At 42.4% G+C, this 7,925-nt stretch carries 8 protein-coding genes; 6 read left to right on the top strand and 2 right to left on the bottom strand.

Annotation, left to right across the window (positions count from 1 at the left end; all coding sequences use genetic code 11):
* Window positions 1–206: 206 nt before the first annotated feature.
* Together JWH17_RS22385 and JWH17_RS22380 are read right to left on the bottom strand one after the other, a co-directional pair.
* A complete protein-coding gene (locus tag JWH17_RS22385) occupies window positions 207–1,085 on the bottom strand; it encodes a D-amino-acid transaminase (protein ID WP_205224929.1) in 879 nt (292 codons plus the stop codon).
* A 209-nt stretch (window positions 1,086–1,294) separates the two neighbouring features.
* The gene (locus JWH17_RS22380; RefSeq protein WP_205224928.1) at window positions 1,295–2,749 is read right to left on the bottom strand and encodes a pyridoxal phosphate-dependent decarboxylase family protein; all 1,455 of its coding nucleotides are present in this window, start codon (window positions 2,747–2,749) and stop codon (window positions 1,295–1,297) included.
* Window positions 2,750–3,370: 621 nt separating this feature from the next.
* Here JWH17_RS22380 and JWH17_RS22375 point away from each other — a divergent pair.
* From JWH17_RS22375 to JWH17_RS22350, 6 genes are all read left to right on the top strand, one after another.
* The gene (locus tag JWH17_RS22375; RefSeq protein WP_205224927.1) at window positions 3,371–3,757 is read left to right on the top strand and encodes a RidA family protein; all 387 of its coding nucleotides are present in this window, start codon (window positions 3,371–3,373) and stop codon (window positions 3,755–3,757) included.
* A gap of 20 nt (window positions 3,758–3,777) precedes the next feature.
* The gene (gene cuyA, locus JWH17_RS22370) at window positions 3,778–4,776 is read left to right on the top strand and encodes a D-cysteate sulfo-lyase (RefSeq protein ID WP_205224926.1); all 999 of its coding nucleotides are present in this window, start codon (window positions 3,778–3,780) and stop codon (window positions 4,774–4,776) included.
* Window positions 4,777–4,883: 107 nt separating this feature from the next.
* Window positions 4,884–6,152: a dicarboxylate/amino acid:cation symporter gene (locus JWH17_RS22365; RefSeq protein ID WP_205224925.1), complete on the top strand. Its 1,269-nt coding sequence runs from the start codon at window positions 4,884–4,886 to the stop codon at window positions 6,150–6,152.
* Between the two features lie 254 nt (window positions 6,153–6,406).
* Window positions 6,407–7,069 carry a GntR family transcriptional regulator gene (locus JWH17_RS22360; RefSeq protein WP_232371261.1) on the top strand — a complete coding sequence of 221 codons (663 nt, stop codon included), beginning with the start codon at window positions 6,407–6,409 and terminating at the stop codon, window positions 7,067–7,069.
* A 127-nt stretch (window positions 7,070–7,196) separates the two neighbouring features.
* Window positions 7,197–7,457, top strand: a complete 261-nt coding sequence (locus JWH17_RS22355; RefSeq protein WP_205224924.1) for a hypothetical protein — start codon at window positions 7,197–7,199, stop codon at window positions 7,455–7,457.
* On the top strand, window positions 7,454–7,801 hold the full coding sequence (locus tag JWH17_RS22350) for a RidA family protein (protein WP_205224923.1): 348 nt from the start codon (window positions 7,454–7,456) through the stop codon (window positions 7,799–7,801). Before JWH17_RS22355 ends, JWH17_RS22350 begins: the two co-directional genes overlap by 4 nt.
* Window positions 7,802–7,925 lie beyond the last annotated feature (124 nt).

Below are 7,925 nucleotides of genomic sequence, written 5' to 3'. Positions count from 1 at the left end.
TAGTACGTCTTGGCGTATACCTGTTGTTTCGGTCATCGAGTCCTCCTTTTTCTTTGTTGAAAAAACAGGATGTTAATGACCGCATTATAACACTTTATGCGGTTTTCACTTTGTTACGTATAAACAGTAAGAACCTAAATAGCACTTTTTTTCTAAATGATTAAGGTTACCTGTGGACATGCTCTGATTGATTACAGGCCATCCGACTACCTCAGGCTAGAACTAGCTGGCGCGCCCCCTGACTCCTTCTGCACCATTTGTACATAGAGGTTCCTTAACCTTTTGGTCATTTCCCCAGGCTTCCCGTTACCAATTGCATGTCCGTCAATTTTAACAACAGGTAATACTAAACTGGTAGCACTACTCAAAAGAGCTTCATCTGCATCAAGTGCTTCATCAGTAGTGAAGAGCCGTTCTTCAATGGCTATATTGTTAGTTGCAGCTAGCTGAAGCAAACATTTCCGTCGAATGCCAGGTAGTATGGACCGAGAGAGAGGGCGGGTAATAATTATTTTATCCTTAATAATATAAGCACTCGAAGTAATACCTTCGGTTACAAAACCATCTTCTACCATCCATCCTTCATAGGCACCACTCTCGTAAGCCTCCTGTTTGACCATGCACTGACCAAGGAGCGCAATTGATTTGATATCTCTGCGTTTCCATCTAATATCCTCAACTGTTATGATAGAAACACCACTTTTTGCTAAAGGAGTGTTTATAAAATCCTTAGCCATGGTAAATGCCATGCAAGTAGGTGGGGTGTCTGTTGGGTATGCAAAATCTCTTGGCGCAACTCCACGTGTTACTTGAGTATATACGCCCCCTTCTTTAATGTCGTTGCGGCGTATAAGGTCTTCCAGAATAGCGACATATCTTTCTTTACTGTAGGGCCAGCTCATTCCAACTGCCCGTAGACTGTGTTCTAAGCGCTGTAAGAATGGCGCTTTATCAACTATTGTAGAATTTACTACAGGCACAACTTCATACACCCCGTCTCCAAAGAGAAAACCGCGGTCGAAAGCTGATACCTTAGCTTCTTTAGCAGGAACAAATTTGTCATTAATAAAAACGATTCCTTCCATTTCGTATCCTCCAACTCTATTTTGGAGCCATTGATATTTATTAGAGCTTATGTGTAGGGCAATAAATGATACCGATAATGGTCTCAAGCGCTACATCGTCACATATAAGAAGATATCTTACGACTTTTCCATTATTTATCCTGATCACTCACAGTAGGCTGTTAATATGCAATTTGGGAAATAATTTAGCCTGTTACCTAGTCCCTTCATTATTTACAGACCTTGAAACTTTTTTCTAAAATCAGAGTGATACCAATTTTTTCTGCTTCCTCAACGAGTAGATCGAGATTTCGTAATTCAGTGCGATGATTGGTAATGTTTACCCGGATTGCCAACTGGCCGTTTAAAATGGTAGTTGAGGGTGCTGCTATTCCTTTTTCCTGAAGGGTTATTACGATTTCTTTATTGAGTTCATCCAAATTTTTTACATCCTCAGGGACATACCTAAAGCAAACTATATTGAGTGTTACCGGAGCCAGAAGTTCAAATGTGGAAGAATCCTGGATTTTCTCTTTTAAATATGATGCCTGGATGCAATTTTTATCGATGGCTTCTGCGAGTTTATCTGTTCCGTGTTCAAGAAAATGCGTCCATATTTTCAACGCCCGGAAACCGCGAGAAAGCTCCGGGCCATAATCTACTGGCCACGGATTTCCAGCCGCCAATCCTCGGCCAGCTTCTAGCAAATATTCCGGCCTGCCAGAAAAAGCTTTAAGATGCACCTCGGCGGAACGAATCAGAACGCACCCCGCATCATAATTAACATGCAGCCATTTATGAAAATCAAACGCTAAAGAATCAGCACGTTCAATACCAGCGAGGTAATCGCGAATCTTGTTACTTAGGATTGCTGTAGCACCAAAAGCTCCATCAACGTGCAACCACAAATTCTCTAGAGCAGCAATATCAGCTAATTTTTCAAGGGCATCAATCGCACCGACATTTACTGAGCCTGCTGTGCCGATAACAACAAAAGGGATGTTCCCCTCTGCGCGATCCTCTTCAATTGCCCTCTTCAAGGCCTCTAGGTCCATTCTGAAATGTGCATCGCATGGTACCTTACGTAACGAATCACTGCCAATCCCCAATAAATCAAAAGCTCGTCCTAGGCAGGAGTGAGCCTGGGCAGAGGCATACCCAACCAACGCAACCCGACCAACGCCTTTTTTCCTGCACTCAAGTCCAACTCGTTGATCACGCGCAGCTTTCAAGGCAATAATTGTAGCCATTGACGTTCCCGAAACTATAAGGCCGCTTGAATCTGCAGGGAATCCCATCAGTTGACGGCACCACTCTAAAACCTGCTTTTCAATATATATTGCTCCGTGATCTCGTCCACCGAGGTTTGCATTCATTGCCGCTCCTGTTATCTCAGCAAAAATGCCACCAGGGTTACCGGCTCCGTGCACCCAGCCAAAAAATCGGGGATGGGTGTTCCCAACCCCGTAAGGTAATAGCTCTTCAAGCTTCTGACGGAGCTCTTCGGCACTTATACCTGTAATTGGAAGGTCGGATTGCAACGCGGCCTTCATTTCATCCGGTAAAGGAGTCCAAACTCGACCTTTGCCGGCTGATTCCATTTTATCCAAAGCGGCGTCTAACATCTTATGAGCCGCTGAGCGAAAGGCACTCCAATTGTCAGGGTCCAATGTAGCCTTACTCACACCTCACCTCCATGAACTATCTACGGTTGTACTTCTAAGCATTTCATCTGCACATATATAAAATGTACCATTTGAACGACACGTCACTTTGCTTTTCAAAATGTCGACATTGGCCGATGCAGAAATGACAGACACTGCTTCTCTTGTCAACAATTTTGAATAATCTCACAAAGAGCGAGTATGGAATGACAATTTATCGTTACCCACATTTTTTTCGTATTTTTTAATGATGATGGATACCCTTCTTGTAATAAGATCCTCTTGAAAAGGTAGTTCTTTAGTTCGCTGTAATCTTTTATGACGATGATATAGCGTTATTTTGGTCAAGTCAGTACGCGCAGCGTGCCATAAGGGACTTTGCTTTTTGAGCAAAAAATAGCACCCAAAGAGTGTTCGCTGATGGCATTTAGTAAATTCTCGTCACGTCCCATTAAAATCACAGAAGATTATTTTTTTGGCTTTTCATAGAGTAACTTTTGATTTGACATCAATAATAAATTTTGGCATAAGGAAACATTAAAAATGTCGACATTCTTCATTTGAATATACAGCGGAAAGCCATTTTACAATAGGATAAGTTGTTCTAACTTATCCACACCTAATATTTTTGGTCAAAAAAGCATGAATGAAAAGATTGTAATCGAAACAGGTAAGGCACCAGGGGCAATTGGTCCCTATTCCCAGGCAATCAAGACAGGAAACCTTCTTTTTACTTCGGGCCAATTGCCAATTGATCCGGTAACCGGAAAAATGGTGGAAGGATCGACGGCAGATCGTGCACATCAAGTACTGAGGAACCTAGCTGCAGTCATTGAGTCAGCAGGCGGAAAATTAGACGATGTTGTGAAAACCACTGTCTTTTTGGCAAATATAGATGATTTTCAGGAAGTCAACACTGTCTATGCAGAATATTTTTCATCACCTTTTCCCGCAAGAAGCGCATTCCAGGTAGCTGCACTCCCATTGGGAGCTGATATAGAAATTGAGGCCGTTGTACTCATAAATTAAACAAAACCAAAGGATTTAGAATGAATCTTACTCAATTCCCCAGAAGAAATTACGTACAGGATGCTACCCCGCTAGAAGCATTGCCTGCCTTCTCAAAGGCTCTCGGCAACAAAGTTAACATCTATATCAAAAGAGATGACCTGTTACCTGGTTGCGCAGGCGGAAACAAAACAAGAAAACTCGACTTCTGTATTGCAGATGCCATCGAAAACGGCGCAGACACCATCATTACCTGTGGTGCTGTCCAATCCAATCACTGCCGTCTGACTCTCTCATGGGCTGTCAAGGAAGGACTGGATTGTCATCTTATTCTCGAAGAACGTGTAGCAGGAAGCTACAAAAAAAACGGATCAGGTAATAATTTCCTTTTCAACCTGATGGGTGTCAAAAGCACAACCGTTGTTGCCGGTGGCTCAGATATGCTTGGTGAAATGACAAAGCTTGCTGAGCAGTTGAAAAAGGAAGGTAAGAAACCGTACATCATTCCCGGCGGTGCCTCAAATGCGATTGGCGCTACCGGATATGTTGCATGCGCTGAGGAAATTCAACAACAATTATTCGATAAAAATTTGGTTATTGATCATATGGTTGTCCCCAGCGGCAGCGCAGGAACTCATGCAGGTATTGTCGTGGGAATGTATGGAACCAATGCTGGTATTCCTGTATCAGGAATCAATGTAAGCCGACCAAAAGACGTACAAGAAGAAATCGTTCACAATCTGGCAATGGAAACCGCCAAACGCCTTGGCATGCGTGAGAGCCTTCCCAAAGAACAGATCACATGCTTTGATGGTTACGTTGGTCCCGGATATTCGCTGCCGACCGACAGCATGACCGAAGCCGTTAAACTGTTAGCCCAGACAGAGGCTATCCTGCTTGATCCCGTATATTCTGGTAAGGCAATGGCAGGTCTTATAGATTTAGTCCGCAATGATTATTTTGCAGAGGGAGCTAACGTACTGTTCCTACATACAGGCGGTTCACCTGCTCTCTATGCATATCTTGATACATTTCAGTAATAATTATTCTGGCAGTCTGCGCTTTTCAGGCTGCCTTGATAATTATTACTGTTTTTGAAAATCCAAGCACCTTGTAGAAGGCTGAAATAATCTAAAGGAGACTCACCATGAAACTTTACCACAAAATAATGATTGGCCTTGTTCTTGGCGTCGTTGCCGGTCTCATTCTTGGGGAAAAAGCAGCTTACCTTAAGCCAATAGGGGACATTTTTATACGTTGCCTGAGATTAATAGTTGTTCCTTTAATTTTATCCACATTAATCACAGGTGTTGTCAGCACCGGCAATATCAAAAATCTTGGAAAAACAGGAATTAACACTCTTGTGTATTTCATGATAACGACGACTCTAGCCGTTTGTATAGGATTAATCATTGCCAATGTCTTTCAACCGGGAATAGGACTGTCCCTTGGCGAACTGAAAACTTTCAAGGCTCCAGATTCCGTTGGACCAGCCCAGATGATAGTTAATATGTTTCCAATGAATCCTATGGAAGCACTTGCCAAGGGAAATGTTCTGCAGATTATAATTTTTGCATTACTTTTTGGTGCAGGACTTTCCATGACCGGCGACAAAGGCAAGCCGATCGCAGATTTTTTTCAGAGTCTAGCAGAAGTAATGTTCAAAGTTTCAGATATCGTCATCAGCTTCGCGCCCTACGGAGTCTTTGCCCTTATTGCCTGGACAACCGGAAAATTTGGACTAGACATATTGATGCCTATGGGGAAACTCATTATAGCTGCTCTAGTTGCCAGCCTCATACACATTTTTGTTTCCTACTCTCTTATAGTGACCGCTGTAGCCCGCATATCTCCGTTTGTTTTCCTGAAAAAAGTAATGGAACCAGCGCTGGTAGGTCTATCGACCTGTAGTGCTGCGGCAGCCTTCCCCTTTTCCATGCGTGCACAAAAACATTTGGGAGTACCCTCAAAAATTTCAGGCTTTACATTGCCCATGGCACTTACAATCAATATGGATGGAACAGCCTTGTATCAGGCCGTTGCAGCTATTTTTGTAGCCAACGCCTACGGCATTGACCTTTCGTTAACCCAACAGGGCACAATTGTGGCTACAGCTGTTTTAGCTTCCGTTGGAACCGCCAGCATTCCCGGAGGTGGGTTAATCATGCTAACCATGGTACTTCAATCAGTTGGTTTACCTCTTGAAGGTATTGCAATTGTTGCAGGGGTTGACCGAATCCTTGATATGTTCCGCACAACAACCAATATCTTCGGTGACAACTCTGCTGGTGTTGTGGTTGCGGCTCTAGGTGGTCAATTGGATCGTGAACAAGCATCCAAGCCACTGAGCGAGATAGAGCATGACAGTAGCATTCACCTCGATAAGGAAGGTCACATTGTTGACGAATTGGGATAAAGTGCTTGTCCTACTCTCATAAGTAAATTCAGGTATATTTTTGGTGCCATAGCTCGTAAGGCCTCCTATCCAGGAGGCCTTTTTATTATTATTTCTCAGGTGAGTTACAAACAGCTACCCATCGTTTTTTTGACTAAACAGTTTGCGAATATATACAACGTCTTATAATAAGGTGAATGATGCACAAAAAACAAGTAATCTATTAGTAGTTTAAATTGTAATTGTACAGTGCCGTAACATCAGGGAATATTATTTTGGATTTCAAAAAGCATACATATACAGATGATATCGTAAGTTATATCAAACAATCTATTCTTGATGGTACCTACAAACCAGGGACAAAGGTAAAAGAGTTAACTCTGGCCCAAAAACTGTCTATAAGCAGAGCCCCCATCCGCGAAGCGCTGCAGATTCTCATTAAAGAAGGGTTGATTGTATGGATTCCACAAAAAGGAAAATTTATCACTGAGCTGAGCCCAAAACAAATTCAGGACAGTTATTTTACCGGTGGTATACTCGAGAGTGCAGCTGTGTGCTCGGTCATTCACAAATACACTTCAAGGGATATAAAGAGGCTTGAAGAACTTGTAGAAAAGATGAGGCTGATTTCTGAGAATAATGAACCTATCGAAAAAATTGCTACCTTAGACGACAAGTTTCACAAAATTCTATTCTCTCGAATCGACAATGAATTACTACTCGAATTTTGCAAGAGGTCTTGTCAGGGAATATCCAAATTTCTTTTGTTCAAATACTGGATTCAACTGTATTCTGCTGAAGAGGTTTATTGGCGACACAAAATCATCGTTGATGCCCTAAAAGGGGGGAATGGGTACGAATTGGAAGCTTGTATAAGAAACCATTATCATGATGCCGGAAAGCGGATGGCCGAGATTTGTGAAAAGGAAAAATTGTAACAGATCCAAAAAGAAGAGGCTATATAGCCTACTGCGACACCTAACAATATCGTAAGAGCCAATTTCTCAGCATTTTCCCCTTGCTTTGTTGCATGTCATGTTGCTTTTAACAATATCAACTGTGGATATGACAATATCAACATTTGCTCTTAAGTTAAGAGCTGCTGTTTCCGAACAGGTAAAAATAGCCACCGCATTATTATTTTCCGATGTTGGCCTGAGCCCAGGCATAGTTTCATTGAGTTCACGTGGAAACTCCTGCTGTGATTTGTCTGTTATGTATCCGGAAATTGCGGCCTATTCAACAATTACAGTAACTGCTCACAGGGTGCGTGTGAGCAGTTACCAATTACAATCAATTCATAAACCATTGGTAAAAACATTATGACAGTCAAACGACTAGACACCCAGCAGCGGATGAGCAAGATCGTCATCCATAACGACACAATTTATTTGTGCGGTCAGGTAGCTGAAGATGCCGGTAAAGGGATAAAGGAGCAGACCGAGACGATGTTGGCAAAAGTCGACTTACTGCTTGAGCAGGCAGGCAGTGACAAGAAACATATTCTTTCAGCCACCATCTACATTAAATCTATGGATTATTTTGCCGAGATGAACGAAGTCTGGGACAATTGGGTACCTGAAGGTCATGCTCCTGCTCGAGCTTGTGTTGAAGCAAGTATGGCGCGCGAGGAACTACTTGTTGAAATATCCGTCATTGCAGCTGTTTGACGTGGTCAAGTAAAAGTGGACACTTTTCTTAGGCTGCTTTTTTCAACTTCATCATTTTTTCAAAATCATTTGGACTGCGATAGCCAAGATACGAATGCCGTCTTCTGCTGTTGTAAAACATCTC

This window comes from Desulfogranum marinum, from assembly GCF_016918565.1.
Lineage (GTDB): Bacteria > Desulfobacterota > Desulfobulbia > Desulfobulbales > Desulfobulbaceae > Desulfogranum > Desulfogranum marinum.
The sequence above is the reverse complement of the archived record's forward strand: the minus strand, read 5'-3'. Positions and strand labels throughout refer to the sequence as shown.

Coding starts and splice junctions, on each gene's coding strand:
- cuyA (WP_205224926.1), top strand. CDS start 3,778: ATGAATCTTACTCAATTCCCCAGAAGAAATTACGTACAGGATGCTACC.
- JWH17_RS22375 (WP_205224927.1), top strand. CDS start 3,371: ATGAATGAAAAGATTGTAATCGAAACAGGTAAGGCACCAGGGGCAATT.
- JWH17_RS22365 (WP_205224925.1), top strand. CDS start 4,884: ATGAAACTTTACCACAAAATAATGATTGGCCTTGTTCTTGGCGTCGTT.
- JWH17_RS22385 (WP_205224929.1), bottom strand. CDS start 1,085: ATGGAAGGAATCGTTTTTATTAATGACAAATTTGTTCCTGCTAAAGAA.
- JWH17_RS22355 (WP_205224924.1), top strand. CDS start 7,197: ATGACAATATCAACATTTGCTCTTAAGTTAAGAGCTGCTGTTTCCGAA.
- JWH17_RS22350 (WP_205224923.1), top strand. CDS start 7,454: ATGACAGTCAAACGACTAGACACCCAGCAGCGGATGAGCAAGATCGTC.